This window comes from Ferdinandcohnia sp. Marseille-Q9671, from assembly GCF_976954385.1.
In genome coordinates, this window is sequence record NZ_CDRJTA010000001.1 from 1,047,999 (window position 1) to 1,065,654 (window position 17,656).

Below are 17,656 nucleotides of genomic sequence, written 5' to 3' on the forward strand. Positions count from 1 at the left end.
CACTCCTCTCTCTTACCTTTATTCAGCAAAAAGTCCCTCACTTCTATAAGGGGGGAACGAATGCACTAAGAGTAAACAATTCAGATGCGACTAACCCGACTGAATTCAAGTTAAAACCACTGGCAGATACCTCGATTTTTAAAAGGAAATTTCTTCGAGCAGTAAGAGGTCAAAGACTAAATACGCCACTTCCTTTGGTCCTAAAAATCGGGCGCAAATACGCAAAGGTGCATTTGATTAAATGCCATACAACTATTCTATATCATATTTTTATGCCTAAAGAATGGTTACAATGATTAGTCAAAGCAAAAGGAAAAAGGATACCCTAAACAAAGGTACCCTTTCAACATTATTATTTATTTTCTAGTAGTGTTTTTGCATCTGAAAATGATGTTTCGTGTGCTTCTGCAACAGCTTGGAAGGTAACATATCCGTCCAATGTGTTAATTCCTTTTAGTAGCGCTTCATTCTCTACACATGCTTGTTTATAGCCCTTGTTTGCAATTTGTAATGCATAAGGAACTGTTACGTTGGTTAGTGCCATTGTTGATGTACGAGGAACAGCACCAGGCATGTTTGCAACTGCATAGTGAACAACATCGTGCTTTACATAGGTTGGGTTATCATGCGTTGTTATTCGGTCGGTTGTTTCAAAGATTCCACCTTGGTCAATTGCAATATCAACGACCACCGATCCTGGAGCCATCGTTTTTATCATATCCTCTGTGACGAGCTTAGGAGCCTTAGCACCTGGTATTAGAACTGCTCCAACCACAAGGTCAGATTCTTTCACAGCTTCTGCAATATTTAACGGATTTGACATTAAGGTTGTTACATCAGAACCAAAGATATCATCGAGCTGACGGAGACGTTCTGGATTCAAATCTATAATCGTTACCTGAGCACCAAGTCCAATTGCCATTTTGGCTGCATTGGTACCTGCCACTCCCCCACCAATAATCGTTACTTTACCACGCTGTACTCCTGGAACACCAGCTAATAAGATACCTTTTCCACCATGTGGTTTTTCTAAAAATTGGGCTCCTATTTGCGTTGCCATTCTGCCAGCTACTTCGCTCATCGGTGTTAAAAGTGGAAGAGAACGATTTGGTAACTGTACGGTTTCATAAGCAATTCCTATTACCTTACTATCAACAAGTGCTCTCGTTAATTCTGGCTCAGCAGCTAAATGTAAATACGTAAATAAGAGTAGGCCTTCACGGAAATATTGATATTCCTCTGAAAGGGGTTCTTTTACTTTCATTACCATGTCCATTGACCATGCTTCACTTGCTGTATTTACAATTGTTGCACCAGCTTCAGCATATTGTTCATCTGTAAAACCAGATCCAGTTCCAGCATTCGTTTCAATAAATACTTCGTGACCGAAGCTTACAAGATTAACAACACCAGCTGGCGTCATTGCAACCCGGTTTTCGTTATTTTTAATCTCTCGAGGTATACCAATACGCATGAAAATACACTCCTCTTTTAGTTATCAAACTTCATTTCCTATAAAATACAAGTCTTATTATATCAAGGATGAAAACACTTACATCATAGTATTTTTCTTTCTAATAATCAAGCGAAAGTTCACTATTTCTACAATTATGCTTCATATTCTTAGAGGAGGACAATGCTATATTAATACTAGAAAGACATTTCTATATTTTAGGGGGCTAATAATATGCTAGTTACCTATAAAAAAGTTCTTGTTGCTGTAGATGGATCTAAAGAAGCGGAATGGGCTTTAAAAAAAGCAATCGACGTATGTAAGCGCTATGATGCAGAGTTGTTTATTACACATGTAATTAACCAAAGACAATTTGCCGTTATTGGAGCTTATAATACAAATTTTACGCAACAAGCAGAGGAATATGGAAAGGATTTACTAACAAGCTATAAAGGTATTGTTAAGGATTCTGGTATTGAAAATTGTAAAACATTATTAGAATTTGGATCTCCAAAGATCAAAATTGCAAAGGATATCGCTACGAAGAATAATGTTGATTTAATAATTTGTGGTGCTACAGGATTAAATGCTGTTGAACGTTTATTAATGGGAAGCGTGTCTGAACATATAACTCGCTATGCAAAATGCGATGTTATGGTTGTGAGAACAGAAAAAGATCTATAAAAATATAGTATGGAAAACAAAAAAATCGTGATCGTCTCACGATTTTTTTGTTTTATTTATTTTCTGCAGTACCTTACGAACTTCATCAAAACCTGTTCCGCCAGCACTTTTACGACGTGATACTGCAGTCTTAGGCAATAGGACTTCATAAATATCCTCATCAAAGAGTAGGGATGAATCTTTAAATACCTCTAATGGTAAATCCCCTAAAAAGACACCACGTTCAATACAAGTTAATACAAGCTTTCCTACAACTTCATGAGCTTCTCTAAATGGTAGGCCCTTTGCCGCTAGGTAATCAGCAAGTTCCGTTGCATTTGAGAAATCTTTCTTAACAGCAGTTGCCATAACTTCGGTCTTTACCTTCATCGTTGACACCATTCCAGCAAATATCTTCAAGGATCCTTTTACTGTATTTACGGTATCAAACATGCCCTCTTTATCTTCTTGCATGTCTTTGTTGTATGCAAGTGGCGTCCCTTTAAGAACAGTTAATAGTCCAACAAGATTTCCATAGACTCTCCCTGTCTTCCCACGAATTAGCTCCGCCATATCTGGGTTTTTCTTCTGTGGCATAATACTGCTTCCAGTAGCAAAGGCATCATCCATTTCAATGAAATTAAATTCCTGTGAGGACCATAGAATAAGTTCTTCACAAAAACGTGAAAGATGCATCATAATTAATGAGCTATTGCTTAAAAACTCGATAATAAAGTCACGATCACTAACAGCATCAATACTATTTTCATAGATTTTATCAAAGCCTAAAAGCTCAGCACTATAATAACGATCGATTGGAAAGGTTGTACCCGCTAACGCACCTGCTCCTAATGGAGACATATTAATTCTCTTTACTGAATCTTGTAAGCGCTCCTTGTCCCTCTCGAGCATCCAATAATAAGCCAATAAATGGTGAGCAAAAGAAATCGGTTGTGCTCTCTGTAAATGGGTATAACCCGGTGCAATCGTTTCGACATGTTCGTTCGCTTGTTCAATTATAGATTCCTGGAGTTCTTCTACTAACCCAATGATTTCATCAACTTGGCTGCGAAGGTATAAATGCATATCCGTTGCAACTTGGTCATTTCTACTTCTTCCAGTATGGAGTTTTCCACCAACCTGACCGACTTCATCGATTAACATTTTTTCAATGTTTAAGTGAATGTCTTCATTTGCGATTGAATATTCCAATTGATCATTTTTCGCTTTTTCTAACAAGGTAAGAAGCCCTGTTTTTATAGTATCAACTTCGTCTTTGGAAATGATTCCACATTTTCCTAGCATTGTAACATGAGCGATACTACCTTCAATATCTTCCTTCACAAGTTCCTGATCAAAGGAGATAGATGCACCAAACTCATCTACCCATTGTTCAGCACTTTTTGTAAATCTGCCTCCCCAAAGCTTTTTCATACTTGTACCTTCTTACCGTTATTTACAATACTATTTACCTTTGTCGGTAAGCCCCATAATGAAATGAAACCAACAGCCGCTTTATGATCAAATTCATCGTCAGAAGTATAAGTAGCTAGTTTCTCATCATACAATGAATTTTCTGATTTACGTCCTTCTACAATTGCATGACCTTTAAATAATTTCACACGAACAGTTCCATTTACATATTTTTGCGTTTCTTTTAAGAAGCCAAGTAATGCATCTTTTAATGGGGAAAACCATAGTCCGTTGTAAATTAATTCAGTAAGCTTTTGCTCGATAACTGGTTTGAAATGTGCAACTTCTTTTACAAGTGTGAGGTCTTCTAGTTCCTTATGTGCTGTAATTAAAGTCATTGCACCTGGACATTCATATACTTCACGAGATTTAATCCCAACTAGACGGTTTTCCACATGGTCGATACGACCTACACCATGTTTACCAGCGATTTGGTTTAATTCGAGTATTAACTCAGCTAATGTATACTGCTGGCCATTAATTGTTTTTGGTACACCCTCTTCAAACCCGATTTCAATAATATCTGGTGTATTTGGTGATTCTTCAAGGGATACGGTTAATTCATACGCATCTGCTGGTGGAGCTGCCCAAGGGTCTTCTAAAATTCCACACTCATTACTGCGTCCCCAAAGATTCTGATCAATTGAAAATGGACTGTCTAAATTAATTGGAATAGGAATATTATGTTGTTTTGCATATTCAATTTCCTCTTCACGAGACCAGCTCCATTCACGAACAGGTGCTAAGACTTCAAGATTAGGATTTAATGCATTAATTGAAACCTCAAATCGAACTTGGTCATTTCCTTTTCCAGTACATCCATGTGCTACAGCTACAGCATTTTCTTGCTCTGCAACTTCAACTAGCTTTTTCGCAATCAACGGACGAGATAAAGCTGAAACTAATGGATATTTTCCTTCATAAAGTGTATGAGCTTGTAATGCCGCAAGTGCAAACTCTTGTGCAAATTCTTCTTTTGCATCAATTACATAGGAAGATACAGCTCCTACCGTAATCGCCTTTTCTTTAATAAAGGTAAGGTCTTTTCCTTCACCTACATCTAAACAACAAGCAACGACATCATATCCTTGCTCCTGTAACCACTTCACAGCAACGCTTGTATCTAAACCACCAGAATATGCTAAAACGACTTTCTTTTTACTCATGTTGTATCTCCCTCTCGAATAATAATTCATTTATTTTTATATTTATACATTTATAATGTATAACTTTAGCAACTCTTTCTACTTTTTTCAATAGCATTCTGAAGAAAATTTAAATTCTTTTTTTACATAGATAATAACAAGGCGGTATTGTAAAATAAGTACAGGAGCCAGTAGGAGTGGATATAATGGATATAATCAGTACCTTTTTTTCATATGACGAACGGCTGGGTATTCAACTTCCCCACCTTAATGATAGTTGGGAAGAGTATTCTGATGACGTTCAACAGTCAATCTTGTTAGAATGGGAAAAAATCAGGGGACATATTCCAGATCGGATTTCTGAGATTGAAACAGTTATAAACAAAAAACAAGAACAACTTGGCAATGAACTTAATTTTGAGCGTTCTTGTGAATTGAATAATGAGATTTCTGAGTGTGCCTCTATTATTAATGACTTATGGATTTGGTATAGAATGAATCAGGGAATATCTCAAAAAATTCATCACTAAAAAGGGCTAATCTGTTGTAAGAGATTAGCCCTTTTTTATATCCTTTTTTATCTCGTTAACTACATGCACAAGTTCAGGAAGAATTAACTTTGTCATCGCAAGCCGCACAGCTCCTGTAGAACCCGGTGTAGAAAAAACAGCTGTATCATGGATAACACCTGCGATTGCTCTTGAAAGTATAGCAGCTGAACCAATATCCTCCGTATAGCTTAGCATCCGAAACAGCTCCCCGAAACCAACAATTTCTTTATCTAGCAACCTCGAAACCGTTTCGATTGTTACATCACGCTTTGCGATACCTGTTCCGCCATTCAATAGGATTACATCGATTTCCTCGTTCTCATAACCCGCTTTAATAGCTTTTTCAATAAAGATTTGCTCATCCTTAACAATCTCGTATTCGTACACATTAAACCCACTATCCTGGAGCAGTGTTATCATTAATTGCCCACTTTTATCTGTTGACTTTGTCCTTGTATCACTTACTGTAATGATTTTACAATTAATCTGGGCTGATAATGCCTTTTTATGGTCTGTAACACTCATGCTACTTACTCCTTCTCTTTTAAATACCGCATCCTGTAGTAATTGTGAGCAAACTCACTAACCTGCCTGGTTAACTGATAATTCATTCCTGCACCGATTGCCATACTTATAAGTGGTATTCCTTGAATCATACGTTTTCTAAGCAACGAGATTGTTACCGCCTTAATAATATGCTTCAGAGGTAGCTCCAGCCATGTTTCATCAGTCAACTCATCGGAACCCTGATAGAAATATTGATTCTTATTGTAGCCTTCTGTTTCATCAATGAGAGCTTCCCAGCCGTTGTATCGCATTCTCTTTGGTAATGTTGCTGCATGGAACACCTTTAATGAAGTCATCATTTCATATGGTGTATTGACCTCGTATCCATATGTCATTGCAATTAATTGTACAATACGAAGGTTAAGCACTGTAATTGCAGGAATATCTGTACCAAGAAGGAGAAGTCCACCTGTACCTGACAGACCACCATGCGCAAATGAATAGAGACGATGTTTTGCAATTTGGTGTTCGGTTAGATAAATAAGCTGATCAATTGATAATTCCTTAAGATCTGAAATATCCTCAATTTCCGAGTTAAAGACGCGAGCGGATTGAATAAGACGTTGTCGAGCGTCCATTTGAAACTGGGTCCCTTGAAGTATTGCATGTAGATGAAATAACCAATTGTCTAGTTTGGAAAAGAACTCTGTTCGTACACCCTCTGGAATTAGCTGTAATGAGTTTTCAAGCCATCGATCATATGTCATTTCAAAGTCAGTTTGTTCATACTGTAATTTCTCCGACCATCTTTCAATATCAGTTAAAATTTGTTGTTCACGACTTGTGAGTTCCATAATAATCCTCCGTTTCCACCATTCACTATGAACGTATTATACCATAAAGTGTAAGCGGACAAGATGAGCCCACCAAAGAACAAATGCGGAGGCGTCTTGAAAGTGAACGTCCACTAAAGACTGCCACGTCCTGTGGCAAATGTGGACATCAGCACATCATGTGCAAGTCCCGACAAGCATAAGACGAGACGGTGAGAAGGTTGCTCTTTACCTTCTTTACGCATTGGCTTATGACCTCGAGGGGCTAGGCGCTGAAGCTAGATGTAGATAAACTCATACACAACTCATTCACAAGGTTGAATTTTAAAATTTCTTAAACAATGAAAAAGACAAAGCCAAAAAATGACTTTGTCTACTATATACGAACAACCTTTTTAAAAGTTTGTCCATTTGCTATTTAGTTAAACGAATTACATCGCGAGCAATCATAACTTCTTCATTTGTTGGAATTACAATTACTTTAACAGGGGAATGTGGATAACTAATAAACGTTTCCTTCCCTCTAACTTGATTTAAAACTGGGTCCCAGTATACGCCCATAAATTCTAGACCTGTAAGGACTCTTGCACGTATTGTATCACTATTTTCGCCAATACCAGCTGTAAAAATAATTGCATCAACACCATGCATACGAGCTGCATAGGAACCGATATATTTATGAATTCTGCTAGCAAAAACTTCTAGTGCCAGTTCCGCACGTTCATTACCTTTTCCAGCTTCTAGTTCAACATCACGTAAATCACTTGAAAAACCAGATACCCCTAACATACCACTTTTCTTATTTAAAACATCTAATACCTCATCTGCTGTCTTTCCTGTTTTTTCCATAATATATGGAATTAATGCTGGATCAATGTTACCAGATCGAGTTCCCATTGTTACACCAGCTAGAGGTGTAAAGCCCATCGATGTATCAATGGATTTACCCCCTTCAATTGCAGCAATACTCGCACCATTTCCAAGATGACAAGACAATAGACGAAGCTGTTCTAAAGGTCTACCTAATAATTCAGCAGCTCTCTCTGACACATATTTATGTGATGTTCCATGGAATCCATATTTTCTTATTCCATATTCTTTATAGTATTCATAAGGAAGACTATATAAGAAAGATTTTTCAGGCATTGTTTGATGGAAGGCTGTATCAAAAACTGCTACTGCAGGAACATTTGGTAATACTTCCTGAAACGCTCTAATCCCAGTCGCATTAGCTGTATTATGCAGCGGTGCTAATTCGGCAAGCTTTTCTATTTCCTGTAAAACCTCTTCAGTAATAGGAGCTGAATCATCAAAGGATTCACCACCATGAACAACCCTATGTCCAATACCTTCAATTTCATCTAACGATTTAATAATTCCTAACTCAGTTAATTTGCTTAGGAGTATTTTAACTGCTACCGAGTGATCAGGGATTTCTATTTCAGTTGTTTGTTTTTCATCATTAACTGAAATAGTAAAAACTCCTTGTTCAAGACCAATGCGTTCAAATATTCCTTTTGTAATTACTTCTTCACTTGGCATTTCAAATAATTGAAATTTTAGCGATGAGCTTCCTGCATTTATGGCAATTACTTTCGACATCGTATACGCTCCTTTTTTAAATTTATCCTTAGGTATGTATTTAGACCATTCTCCATTATTCTGTACAAAACAACACTCTTTCATCGATGACCACTATCATTTAAACACCGGGAGTTTGACATTTCAAGCACTATGCCATTTTGTTACCGTTTTCTCCATAAAGTTCTTTAATTCAGATAATAGAAAGCGCTGTTAAGAACAAAAGTGTAAGCGCCTCGTTCAGCCCTGACAAGCATAAGACGATTTAGAATAGAAGGTGCTCTTTGCCTTCAATTCTAAATTGACTTATGACCTCGAGGGGCTAGGCGCTGGAACTAGATGTTTAAACTCATCTCCGCAGTGCAAAATTTATTGCTTAATAATAACTAAAAAAGACCCTCTTATTTAGGGTCTCCTGATTTGTGAATATATTACGTACTAGTGTTTTTTTTCATTATTAAACCAGTTATCAATTTGTTCAATAATGCCTGACATTGCCACCTGATTCGAAAACTTAGGTAAATCTACTAATAGTGCTTGCTTTGGAACCTTTACTTCAGGTCCTTTCTTCTGGATGATAAATATACTTTTTGCTGCCTTTTCATTCTTAAATAAAGAAAGTGGTAGCTGAATCATGCCTTGGATGATAGCATGTTCTTTCAGATATTCATTTAACTCTTTTGCATGATCACTAGTAAATAAATTATTTGGTACTAGAAACAGAAGGTATCCGCCTTCTTTTGTATATGTAAGGCTTTGCTCAATAAAAAGATGATGTGCATAGGAATGCCCTTCCTTTGCGCGAAGCTTGAAATTCGCTGCACCAAATGCGTTTGGGTAATAGCCAACTGGCAAATCACACACAACTAAGTCTACAGGGTCTATGTATAGTGGTTGGAGACTATCTTGATTGAAAAGTTGGATCGAATGCTGTTGTAGATTTGCATTAACATACGCAACCTTAATAAGTAGGTCGTCAACATCAATCCCAAAAGCCTCGACTTCCTTAGATTGGTTTTGATTTAAAACAGTTGTTAATAAATTTCCGGTACCAACTGCTGGATCAAAGATACGAAGTTGCTTCCAGTCCTCGGAGAACTTTGATACTAGATATCCCATGAAGATAGCAACAGCATCTGGTGTCATTTCGTGATTTGGCTGTGTAGCCTCTTTCATACCTTTTAAGGCACTTAGTTGATAGGCTTTACGAATTTCTTCTACGCCGAAACGATCCAGCTTAATTTGACTGTACTCTTTCTCTAATCTTTTCTTAGATAGCTCACTTACCTCCTCTTGCAAGATTGTGTTTTGAAAGAGGTTTTCCCCTGTTTCTGCAACAGCTTCTAGATACGTACATGATAGCTCTTCTCTTAAAATCGTTGCTGTGTTATCTATTACTGTAAACAATTTCTCGACCGCTGATATTTTTTCCATATATTTTCTCCTTTTTCGAATCATAGCATATCTCTCTATTTTATAAGAAATCTATATGTAGTTCAAATAACAAGCTGTATGGTAGAAAAAAAGAACCCCAATTATGTCTGGGGTTCTCTTTATAGAGTAGTTTATTGAGCAGCCTTTGCCGCTTCTAATGCAGCTTCATAGTTCGGGTGATTTGTAGCCTCACTAACGTATTCAGCATATGTTACAGTGTCATTACTATCAACAACAAACACAGCTCGCGCTAGAAGACGAAGTTCTTTAATACCAACCCCATATGCTTCACCAAACGAAAGTTCACGATGATCGGATAAAGTTTGAACGTTTTCAATACCGTTTGCACCACACCAACGCTTTTGAGCAAATGGCAAATCAACACTCACTGTTAAGATCTTCACATTTTCAAGTGAAGCTGCTTCTTCGTTAAAACGTCGAGTCTGTGCATCACAAACACCTGTATCAAGGGAAGGGACTACACTTATTAAACGAACAGATCCTTTTGAATCTGCTAATGTTACTGGTGATAAATCATTTGCTAATACAGTAAAATCGGGAGCTTTGTCCCCAACCTTTACTTCATTTCCTAATAAAGTGACTGGATTGTTTTTAAATGTGATATTTGCCATTTTACCAAAATCCTCCTTTAAATTATATGTACAGTGTAAATGATATCTGTATTTTAAAATGATTGCAATGATTTCGACCAAAGAAAAGAGTTAACTGGGAACTGAACTGCCCCCTGTCAAGTAGACAGCGGAAATAATAAAAATGACCTAAGCGGCTTTAGCTCTATATTCCATAGGGCTGAGGCCGTTTAGTCGTTTTTGATATCTGTTGTGATTATAGAAATGGATATACTCATCTATTGCTTTAGACAAATCTTCAAACGTCCCATACTTATGTAAATAATACTTCTCGCATTTGAGTGTTCCCCAGAAAGATTCGATTGGCCCATTATCAATACATCTGCCTACTCGTGACATGCTTTGTGTCATCTTCGCTTTATCTATCCTGCGTTTGAACCCATGAGAGGTGTATTGGAATCCACGGTCACTATGAATAAGTGGACGATCCTCGTCCAATAGCTTTGTTGCTTTATCCAGGGTTTTAAATACAAGGTTATTATTATTTGAATGTCCCAAAACATAACTAACAATCGATCCATCATATAGGTCTCGAATGGCACTTAAATAAGCTTTCTTTGACGAACCATATTTGAATTCTGTTACATCCGTTACCCATTTTTGATTTGGTTTTTCTGCAGAAAATTCACGGTTTAATACGTTTTCCGTCACATGTTGAGGGGTTGAGCGCTTATAATGTTTCTTCTTTTTACGAATAACAGACTTTATTCCGGTCACTTTCATCAGTCTATAGAAGCGTTTGTGGTTGAATTTTTTCCCGAGTTTTCGATTTATGGTCATCATCATTCTACGGTAACCATAGATGCCTTCCACTTTTTCATGAAGAGCTTTTATCTCATTAATTATTTCTTCATTCTGAAGTTCACGCTCAGATGGTTTACGTTTCAACCACTTATAGTAAGCAGCTCGTGAAATAACAGCGATTTCACAAAGTAAGATAATACTCAAGCCTTCTTGTGCATGAAGTTCTTGAATTGCGATGTATTTGTCTTCAAATCGTAATTGGCCTACTTCCGCCTCCTTTCGATCTCCTCTAACTTTTTTAAGAATAAATTCTCCGCACGTAAGCGTTCATTTTCTCTTTCTAACTTTTTCATCTGAAGCTGCATAATCTTTTCTGAGGTTAATTCCGCTTCTTCTTTTTTCCTTCCACGCTTATCCTTCAGCGCTTCATCTCCGCCATTCTCATACTTCTTAACCCACTGGTATACCTGTTGATAAGAGACCTCATAGGTATCAGCTGTTCTTTGATACTCTTTTCCGTTCCCTAAACAATCCATTACTATTTCTATCCGTTCAACCCAAGTAGTTTTTCTCCCTTTAGTCATAGAGCTCGTCCTTCCTTTCGACGTATCCTTTAAATCTCTATGACTATTATACTTATTAATCCACTTAATGAGGACAGAATCACTTGATATTTCATATTTTCTAACAACTTCACGTATTGAATAATTACCTGAAAGATAATCCTTTACTGCAGAAAGTTTTAATACCCTAGTATATTGTTTCCAAGTTGATGATTCTTCGAGACCTTCGGTTCCGTATTTATCGAATTTATATTTCCACTCCAGAATAGAAGACACATTCACCTTATACTTCTTAGCAAGTTCCCTTAATGAATATGTACCTTCCTCCCACGCTTTTAAGACCTCGAGCTTATGCTCTACAGTGAAAGCTCTTTTGGACATAAAAAATACTCCCCTTTAGTAGTCAGATTTTTATTTTTTAATCTGTCTACATAAAGGGGAGCATATCAAACAGTCAACTCTCATTTCATTTATCTATCTTTTTAGATATCAAAATCCTGTTTCGGTTTGTCTTGATTTTCTTGATTTTGCTTGTCTTTACTATTGCTTTTTAGCATTTGTTGGATTTTATCAACGGCTTGTGGGGCAAGCTCAATTAGTTTTTCAAATAAGTGTGTACCTTCATCAAGATGAAGCATCTTAACGCCACTTGGGCTTACGATTAAGAAGGCGATTGGCGTGATAGAAACTCCACCACCACTACCTCCTCCAAACGGGAGCTTAGAGCCTTGTTGCTCTTTCTCTCCACCTTCCTTATCCTTTCCACCCTCACCTTGTGCTCCCTTGAATTCACTACCACCTGCAGCAAATCCAAAACCAACCTTGGACACCGTTAATATAACGCTACCATCTGGTGTTTCAACAGGGTCACCAATAATTGTATTTACATCAATCATTTGTTTTAGATTTTCCATCGCAGTTTTCATTAGACCCTGTATTGGATGATCAGACATTCTTAATTCCTCCTGACATTCTACACTGATTTTTTATCCGAGTCGGTTTCATTAAGCTTAGAAAGGGTTGGGGATTTGAACTTCGGTAACCCACCCCTCCACTTTTTAACCAATCTTATTCCGGCTACCATAGCTTGCCCGATTCGGAAGTGAAACATGCACCCTAGCTTTGTTTCTGAAACGGTATGTTGGAAATATGGGGTTATAGAGTAGTCAGGATGCACTTTAAGGTTTAGATAATGACTTATAACACCTACAATTGTTCCTTTAATTGACCAACCTACCCCTGTAACAATCCCGGTTTGCGCTGCATCACCAGTCCCAATTTGGGAATGCCACTCAAATTTTGTAATGGTTACCTTCTTTAAAAAGTCCTTTATTATAGGAATCAAGTCAACTACTCTGTTCAAGATAACTTTAGAATCGTGTGCATATGCCAGGAAGTCTTTTATAGGGTGTTTCTTTTTCTTCTCTTTTTTCTTTGAGATCCTATCCGTTTGAGTTTCTTTTTTACGTTCAATATCTGATGTATCCTTATCATCCTTGCCATTTGGGATAGTAATTGTATATCTTATCAAACCGAACCAGATACTAAACCTTATTTTTATTTGGTTATTGTTCTGTGAGTGATTTGCTTGAACATAGACAGTGAGCTTAGTTATTGCAATTAGTAGAATTAGAAAAATAATGAATAAAAGGAATAGAAATAGATATAATAGCCACTTCATACACTCACACCCTTTCAATGTTTCATTATCACCTACCAGGTAGAAAATAATACTTAAAAATCCATTGTTTGGTAATGTAAAAAAGAGTGCCCGATTGGACACTCTTTGAAAGACACGAACCGAAGCTCCGTATAACGATGTTGTAGTTCGTGTAAAAGAAAAAGAGTGTCCGTTTGGCTACTCTTTACTTATCCTCATGTACTACTGTTGTATCAGAAAATAAGTCATGTATTCCTTGTTTTTTAGGTAGAAAAGCAACAAGGATATAACCTATAAAAAATAGTTTTGAAATATATCTACCAATAAACTCTCTAAATAGAACAGTTTGCCAAGATAGATTAGGTTTATCAAGCGAGATAACTTTTATTCCAAAAATCATCTTTCCCAATGTTTGTCTAAAAAACTTTGTCATTAGTATAAAATATAGATAAAATACCGCAGCAGTAGAGATTGAAGCTGCACTAAAAATTTCCGCTTTTGATAATGGAATATCAAGTGCTCTGAACGCTGGATAAATAAGAATACGATTTATACTCCCGATAACAAGTAAATCCAATAAATAAGCCCAAAAACGCATCCAAAAGCCTGCGTAACGAGTCGGTACTTGAATAATTCGTTCCCCGGCGTTTTCGAGGACGTGATTATTTTCCTTAAGCCCATCATGTGTTACATCCATATTATTTTCTCCCCTCCTATTCCGCGTATAAATACATCATTCTAGGCGAATTTGGCTGTGATAGGAGATTAACTAAAGTAGCCATCTCTATTTCATCGCTGAAGATTTTTTTGGCACTCATAGAGAATAAAGAACCAAAACCAACATTAGTTTCATATTCAACCACTCTTACATTACCAAGTTTATGATCTTTTTTCATTGCTTCAACAGTATCCTCAAAATAGCCTAACTCATCTATAAGATTTATTTCTTTCGCTTGTCTACCGTCATAAATACGTCCATCTGCAATTTTCCGTACCTGCTCCTCTGACATATTTCTTCCTTGTGCAATAACGTCTACAAACCCTTGATATGCATTGTCGACCATTGATTGCATGATTTCTCGCTCTTCATCGGTCATTTCTCTGCTAGCAGACATAATGTCTTTGTATGGTCCACTCTTAATTGTTTCGAATGTAACACCATATTTCTCGGCAAGTCCACTATAGTTGATACCTTGCATAATAACACCTAACGAACCAGTCATCGTATCAGGTGTCGCAAATATTTTGTCAGCTGGTGCAGCAATGTAGTAACCTCCAGACGCAGCCATTGCTCCCATCGACACATAGATTGGTTTATCTGTAGCTTTCTTCAGATCTGTTAGTTTTTTATGTATTTCTGCACTTTCCACAACACCCCCGCCAGGAGAGTTAACCTTAAGAATAATTCCTTTCACAGTCTTATCTTCTTCTGCTTTTTCAATCATTTTTAAGAAAGACTCATGCTGGTAGCCAGCTGCTTGAAAAAATGAGGAAACATCTTCACCAGTGTCTTGAATGACTCCATTCACATGTAGAACAAGAATCTTATTTGTCCCCTTACCCTCGATCAAGACATTTTCTAGAAATTCTTCATTGGTCCCCGCAAGTAGATCATCGGATAATCTACTAAAATTCTTCGATGCTACATTTGATGCAAAATTAAAAAAGACTGAAAATACAAATATACCTGCAGCTATACCTAAGGCTGCCCATCTTTTCCCATTCATTTTACTTTCCTCCTAAAAATATGGATACTATTCAAAAAATGTTCAAAAATAAATACGATTCAGATGCGAAATAGTTTCATTTAATTGTTAAACTATTAGTAGAACCTTCAATAAATAGATATGGTAAGCAATAAAAAGATCCTTACTAGGGTTAAATGTTTTCATTCTTACTATTCATCCAAAACAAGGGAGTGTTATGTTACATGGATCGTCGTAACCTCTATTTCTTTTATCGAAAAGATAAAGAAACTGTTGAGTACGTAAACAAATTGTACAAGCTTGCGGAGGAACATCAATTCACAATTGTAGAAGATTATAATAAAGCGAACGTGATTGTAAGTATCGGTGGTGATGGAACTTTTCTTCAAGCTGTAAGAAAAACGAACTTTAGACAAGATTGTCTCTATGCAGGAATTTCAACAACGGGTGCACTAAACCTTTATTGCGATTTTCATTCAAATGAAACCGATAAAATGGTAGAAGCTATGCAAAATGAACAAATCGAGGTTCGCCGTTATCCTTTACTTGAGGTAAAAGTGGATGATAACCCTTCTTTTTATTGTTTAAATGAGTGTTCCATTCGTTCAGCAATCATCAAAACCTTTGTCCTTGAGGTTTACATTGATGACCTACATTTTGAGACATTCCGAGGTGATGGTTTAATTGTTTCGACACCAACTGGTAGTACAGCCTACAATAAGTCTGTTAAAGGGGCTGTTGTTGATCCATTACTTCCATGCATGCAAGTGAGTGAACTTGCTTCATTGAATACGAATCAATATAGAACATTGGGTTCTTCATTTATCTTAAGTGATGCTCGAAAATTAACATTACGAGATGTACAGGATGGAAATGACTTTCCAACAATCGGAATGGACAATGAAGCACTCAGCATTCGAAATGTGAAACAAATTGATATCAAGCTTAGTGACAAAAGAATTAAAACCGTTAAATTAAAGGATAATTCCTTTTGGGAAAAGGTTAAGCGTACATTTTTATAAACAAAAAGTAGTCTGAACTAAGACCAAGCTACCTATCAAGATAGCTTGGTCTTGTCCTTATCTCTCAAACATTACTGTATCATCGACAACTGTCATCATGACTTTTGTCTGTAAAATATCTTCCTCTACTATTTGAAAGATATCTTGTTCAAGAATCGTAAAATCTGCTTTATAACCCGGCGCAATCTTACCCATACAATCCTCTTTACCGATTGCATAAGCACTTCCGGTAGTAAATAGCTGCACTGCCTCGTAAACTGACAGCCTTTCTTCCGGCATATATATTTCTGTTTCCCCAGTTTTTTTTCTAGTTACCGCTGCATAAATTCCTTGGAGTGGATCTACTGGTTCAATGGGAGCATCTGATCCTCCAGCACAATGAAATCCTGCTTCTAACAGTGTTTTCCATGCATAGCAATAATCCATATTATGTTCACCAATTCTTTCAACGACCCACGGAAAGTCTGAAATAACAAATCTAGGTTGGATATCTAAAATAAGTGGCAATTGCATTGCGCGATCTACTAATTCTTTTCGTAGTATTTGTGCATGTATCAATCGATCCCGCTGATATGGTAATGGAGGAAATTCCTCTATCGCATCAAGGATATATTCGAAGGCTAAATCACCGATGGCATGTACCGCTACTGGCATTTTATATGAGCGTGCTTTCTGTACAAGCTTTTTCAGTTCTTCCAAAGAATAGATAGCTACTCCACTAGTATCCGGAGAATCATTGTAAGGATGACTAAGTAATGCTGTTCGACCACCTAGGGATCCGTCCGCAAAAATTTTCATTGCTCCAAATTCACAAAACTCCCCACCATCTCCAAATGAATACCCTGCGTGATGCATATCGTCTATAACCTCATGGTGAACGAGAAGGTTTGTCCTAAATTTTAGTCTATTCTTTTTGAAGGCTTTGTAGGTTCGTTCAAAACCCCCATAATAATTTAAATCCTCCGTGTGTCCTCCAACAAGCCCTAAGCGAAGGCAATCACGAATAGATATAGTAAGGGCATCCTGAATGTATTCCTCTGTTACCATTGGGATTACTGCTTTTACAAGTTCCTGTGCCTGATCCAATAAATAGCCTGTGGCATGTCCTTCTGCATCCCTCACAATGACTCCACCCTCTGGATTTGGAGTACTATCCGTTATTCCTGCTAGTTCAAGTGCCTTAGAATTTACCACGACTGCATGACGGCAGATCCTTTTTAATAGCATTGGATTTTGGGGTGATATCTCATCCAATTCGGTTCGATGGAAGATTTTTCGGTCTGGGAGATTATTCTCATTCCATCCCTCCCCGATAATCCATTCACCTACAGATTTTCCTTTACTATAATCTTTGAGTGCACAAATTATATCCTTTGAAGATGTCATTTCTGAAAAGTCGAGTTTCATTAATTTTTCACCGTGTCCTATCACGTGCATATGACTATCGACAAATCCTGGAAACATTGTATTTCCTTTTATATGAACTACCTTTGTTATTCTATCTTTGTATTTATTTTGCAAGTCTTGTTCTATCCCTGTAGCTACAATAATACCTTCCTCTACATAAATAGCTTCCACAACATCATGTTCTTTCTCCATGGTGTAGATTTTTCCACCTGTCCATAAGGTTCCCATATTTTTCACCTACTGTATAATACTGTTTTCTCTTTA

Annotated in this window: 17 protein-coding genes; 3 read left to right on the plus strand and 14 right to left on the minus strand. The window is 37.0% G+C overall.

The window, feature by feature from the left end; genetic code table 11:
* Positions 1-352: 352 nt before the first annotated feature.
* Positions 353-1,474 (minus strand): alanine dehydrogenase, encoded by a 1,122-nt coding sequence (gene ald / locus ACWNMY_RS05375; RefSeq protein WP_449537243.1) that lies wholly within the window; start codon positions 1,472-1,474, stop codon positions 353-355.
* 213 nt (positions 1,475-1,687) lie between these two features.
* On the opposite strand from ald, the gene ACWNMY_RS05380 reads away from it, so the two are divergent.
* Positions 1,688-2,137 (plus strand): universal stress protein, encoded by a 450-nt coding sequence (locus ACWNMY_RS05380; protein WP_449537244.1) that lies wholly within the window; start codon positions 1,688-1,690, stop codon positions 2,135-2,137.
* 36 nt (positions 2,138-2,173) lie between these two features.
* Here the strand turns inward: ACWNMY_RS05380 and argH are convergent, their stop codons facing one another.
* Together argH and ACWNMY_RS05390 are read right to left on the minus strand one after the other, a co-directional pair.
* On the minus strand, positions 2,174-3,550 hold the full coding sequence (gene argH, locus ACWNMY_RS05385; protein ID WP_449537245.1) for an argininosuccinate lyase: 1,377 nt from the start codon (positions 3,548-3,550) through the stop codon (positions 2,174-2,176).
* The gene (locus tag ACWNMY_RS05390) at positions 3,547-4,755 is read right to left on the minus strand and encodes an argininosuccinate synthase (RefSeq protein WP_449537246.1); all 1,209 of its coding nucleotides are present in this window, start codon (positions 4,753-4,755) and stop codon (positions 3,547-3,549) included. The genes argH and ACWNMY_RS05390 overlap by 4 nt, the downstream gene beginning before the upstream one ends.
* Positions 4,756-4,949: 194 nt before the next feature.
* On the opposite strand from ACWNMY_RS05390, the gene ACWNMY_RS05395 reads away from it, so the two are divergent.
* Entirely contained in the window at positions 4,950-5,264 is a 315-nt protein-coding gene (locus ACWNMY_RS05395) for a hypothetical protein (RefSeq protein ID WP_449538394.1), read from the plus strand.
* 24 nt (positions 5,265-5,288) lie between these two features.
* On the opposite strand, the gene ACWNMY_RS05400 is transcribed toward ACWNMY_RS05395, so the two are convergent.
* The 10 genes from ACWNMY_RS05400 to sppA all read right to left on the minus strand — a co-directional run bounded on the left by ACWNMY_RS05400 (position 5,289) and on the right by sppA (position 14,984).
* Complete coding sequence (locus ACWNMY_RS05400; RefSeq protein WP_449537247.1) at positions 5,289-5,810, minus strand: MogA/MoaB family molybdenum cofactor biosynthesis protein; 522 nt, start codon at positions 5,808-5,810, stop codon at positions 5,289-5,291.
* Positions 5,811-5,815: 5 nt separating this feature from the next.
* On the minus strand, positions 5,816-6,646 hold the full coding sequence (locus ACWNMY_RS05405; protein ID WP_449537248.1) for an EcsC family protein: 831 nt from the start codon (positions 6,644-6,646) through the stop codon (positions 5,816-5,818).
* Positions 6,647-7,039: 393 nt separating this feature from the next.
* A complete protein-coding gene (locus ACWNMY_RS05410; protein ID WP_449537249.1) occupies positions 7,040-8,227 on the minus strand; it encodes an acetate kinase in 1,188 nt (395 codons plus the stop codon).
* Between the two features lie 417 nt (positions 8,228-8,644).
* A complete protein-coding gene (locus ACWNMY_RS05415) occupies positions 8,645-9,640 on the minus strand; it encodes a class I SAM-dependent methyltransferase (protein ID WP_449537250.1) in 996 nt (331 codons plus the stop codon).
* 131 nt (positions 9,641-9,771) lie between these two features.
* Positions 9,772-10,272, minus strand: coding sequence for a thiol peroxidase (gene tpx, locus ACWNMY_RS05420; RefSeq protein ID WP_449537251.1), 501 nt, complete (start codon positions 10,270-10,272; stop codon positions 9,772-9,774).
* A 147-nt stretch (positions 10,273-10,419) separates the two neighbouring features.
* Positions 10,420-11,978, minus strand: a protein-coding gene (locus ACWNMY_RS05425) for an IS3 family transposase (RefSeq protein WP_449536956.1) whose coding sequence is annotated in 2 segments (ribosomal slippage) — positions 10,420-11,336 and positions 11,336-11,978 — 1,560 coding nt in all. Because the reading frame shifts where the segments join, the coding sequence is not laid out codon by codon here.
* Between the two features lie 101 nt (positions 11,979-12,079).
* Positions 12,080-12,550 (minus strand): GerW family sporulation protein, encoded by a 471-nt coding sequence (ytfJ, locus tag ACWNMY_RS05430; protein ID WP_449537252.1) that lies wholly within the window; start codon positions 12,548-12,550, stop codon positions 12,080-12,082.
* Positions 12,551-12,570: 20 nt separating this feature from the next.
* Positions 12,571-13,278: a DUF2953 domain-containing protein gene (locus ACWNMY_RS05435; protein WP_449537253.1), complete on the minus strand. Its 708-nt coding sequence runs from the start codon at positions 13,276-13,278 to the stop codon at positions 12,571-12,573.
* Positions 13,279-13,462: 184 nt separating this feature from the next.
* Positions 13,463-13,954, minus strand: coding sequence for an RDD family protein (locus ACWNMY_RS05440; protein ID WP_449537254.1), 492 nt, complete (start codon positions 13,952-13,954; stop codon positions 13,463-13,465).
* Between the two features lie 16 nt (positions 13,955-13,970).
* Positions 13,971-14,984 carry a signal peptide peptidase SppA gene (gene sppA / locus ACWNMY_RS05445; RefSeq protein ID WP_449537255.1) on the minus strand — a complete coding sequence of 338 codons (1,014 nt, stop codon included), beginning with the start codon at positions 14,982-14,984 and terminating at the stop codon, positions 13,971-13,973.
* Positions 14,985-15,187: 203 nt separating this feature from the next.
* Here sppA and ACWNMY_RS05450 point away from each other — a divergent pair, with 203 nt between their 5' ends.
* The gene (locus tag ACWNMY_RS05450) at positions 15,188-15,985 is read left to right on the plus strand and encodes an NAD kinase (RefSeq protein ID WP_449537256.1); all 798 of its coding nucleotides are present in this window, start codon (positions 15,188-15,190) and stop codon (positions 15,983-15,985) included.
* Positions 15,986-16,042: 57 nt separating this feature from the next.
* On the opposite strand, the gene ACWNMY_RS05455 is transcribed toward ACWNMY_RS05450, so the two are convergent.
* Positions 16,043-17,620: an amidohydrolase gene (locus ACWNMY_RS05455; RefSeq protein ID WP_449537257.1), complete on the minus strand. Its 1,578-nt coding sequence runs from the start codon at positions 17,618-17,620 to the stop codon at positions 16,043-16,045.
* Positions 17,621-17,656 lie beyond the last annotated feature (36 nt).

Coding starts and splice junctions, on each gene's coding strand:
- ald (WP_449537243.1), bottom strand. CDS start 1,474: ATGCGTATTGGTATACCTCGAGAGATTAAAAATAACGAAAACCGGGTT.
- ACWNMY_RS05380 (WP_449537244.1), top strand. CDS start 1,688: ATGCTAGTTACCTATAAAAAAGTTCTTGTTGCTGTAGATGGATCTAAA.
- argH (WP_449537245.1), bottom strand. CDS start 3,550: ATGAAAAAGCTTTGGGGAGGCAGATTTACAAAAAGTGCTGAACAATGG.
- ACWNMY_RS05390 (WP_449537246.1), bottom strand. CDS start 4,755: ATGAGTAAAAAGAAAGTCGTTTTAGCATATTCTGGTGGTTTAGATACA.
- ACWNMY_RS05400 (WP_449537247.1), bottom strand. CDS start 5,810: ATGAGTGTTACAGACCATAAAAAGGCATTATCAGCCCAGATTAATTGT.
- ACWNMY_RS05405 (WP_449537248.1), bottom strand. CDS start 6,646: ATGGAACTCACAAGTCGTGAACAACAAATTTTAACTGATATTGAAAGA.
- ACWNMY_RS05410 (WP_449537249.1), bottom strand. CDS start 8,227: ATGTCGAAAGTAATTGCCATAAATGCAGGAAGCTCATCGCTAAAATTT.
- ACWNMY_RS05415 (WP_449537250.1), bottom strand. CDS start 9,640: ATGGAAAAAATATCAGCGGTCGAGAAATTGTTTACAGTAATAGATAAC.
- tpx (WP_449537251.1), bottom strand. CDS start 10,272: ATGGCAAATATCACATTTAAAAACAATCCAGTCACTTTATTAGGAAAT.
- ytfJ (WP_449537252.1), bottom strand. CDS start 12,550: ATGTCTGATCATCCAATACAGGGTCTAATGAAAACTGCGATGGAAAAT.
- ACWNMY_RS05435 (WP_449537253.1), bottom strand. CDS start 13,278: ATGAAGTGGCTATTATATCTATTTCTATTCCTTTTATTCATTATTTTT.
- ACWNMY_RS05440 (WP_449537254.1), bottom strand. CDS start 13,954: ATGGATGTAACACATGATGGGCTTAAGGAAAATAATCACGTCCTCGAA.
- sppA (WP_449537255.1), bottom strand. CDS start 14,984: ATGAATGGGAAAAGATGGGCAGCCTTAGGTATAGCTGCAGGTATATTT.
- ACWNMY_RS05450 (WP_449537256.1), top strand. CDS start 15,188: ATGGATCGTCGTAACCTCTATTTCTTTTATCGAAAAGATAAAGAAACT.
- ACWNMY_RS05455 (WP_449537257.1), bottom strand. CDS start 17,620: ATGGGAACCTTATGGACAGGTGGAAAAATCTACACCATGGAGAAAGAA.